This window comes from Saccharopolyspora sp. NPDC000995 (genome assembly GCF_053599315.1).
Map to the genome: position 1 here is coordinate 1 of NZ_JBSFLZ010000349.1, position 1249 is coordinate 1249.

The window sequence follows — 1249 nt, forward strand, 5'->3', positions numbered from 1 at the left end:
GCCGGCACGGGAACCACAACCGGCACGGGAACCACAACCGGCACGGGAACCACAAGGGGTGTCCGACGAGGTACGGGAGGAGATCACGAACTGGGAGCCCACACCCGGAGGACCGGAAAACCTGCGTGCGGTCCTGACCCACCACAACCTCAACGTCGTCCGCAACGTCCACGGACATTTCGTTGACGAGCTCACGCGAGACCTGGTTGGTGAGTGGGTACAGAATATGGGCCGGAAAACAGACCCGGACACCAATTACGCCTACTCCTCCAGGCGGGTGGCGGAGCTGTCCGGCGGCCTGATCAGCCACATCTCCGTGTCGACGTGGTGGGGGTCGGCACGGCAACCACAAGAGGTGTCCGCCGACGTACGGCGGGAGATCACGAACTGGGAGCCCACACCCGAAGGACCGAAAGACCTGCGTGCGGTCCTGATCCGCCACAACCTCGACGTCGTCCGCAAGGACCGGGGAGGTCTCCGTGACAAGCTCACGCGAGAGCTGGTCCGTGAGTGGGCACAGAATATGGGCCGGAAAACAGACCCGGACACCAACTACGGCTACACCGCCAGGCGGGTGGCGGCGCTGTCCGGCGGCCTGATCAACCGATCGTCCGTGTCGGAGTGGTGGAAGTCGGCACGGCAACCACAAGAGGTGTCCGCCGACGTACGGCGGGAGATCACGAACTGGGAGCCCACACCCGAAGGACCGAAAGACCTGCGTGCGGTCCTGACCCACCACAACCTCAACGTCGACCGCAACGGCCGGGGAGGTCTCGCTGACAAGCTCACGCGAGAGCTGGTCCGTGAGTGGGCACAGAATCTGGGCCGGAAAACAGACCCGGACACCCACCGCCGCCGCTACACCACCACGCGGGTGGCGGAGCTGTCCGGCGGCCTGGCCAGCCACACGTCCGTGTCGACGTGGTGGGGGTCGGCACGGGAATCACAACCGGCACGGGAACCACAAGAGGTGTCCGCCGAGGTACGGCGGGAGATCACGCAACGGGGGCCTGAATCCGGTTCGCGGCGACATGAGGTAGTGGAGCTACCGGCCAAGCGGCAGGCCGTCCCGGACGGGACGGGACTACAGGGTAAGAAGCGGGTCTCCGGGCAAGCCGGGCCCCCTGGTGTCCGCCACCTGGGCCAGGCACACGCCGAAGTGACCTACCCGGAGGGCCCGCACGGCGACTTCTCCGCGCTGGCACCCGCCCCCGTACGGGGGGCGGCACCGGCCACGGTGCCCGCGGTC

General features: G+C 67.3%; 1 protein-coding gene. It reads left to right on the top strand.

The genetic code is table 11. The features are described 5' to 3' along the window. Positions 1-58: 58 nt before the first annotated feature. Positions 59-1249, top strand: a 1191-nt coding sequence (locus ACWDKQ_RS36265) for a hypothetical protein (RefSeq protein WP_450143256.1), incomplete at its 3' end; no start/stop codon positions are given.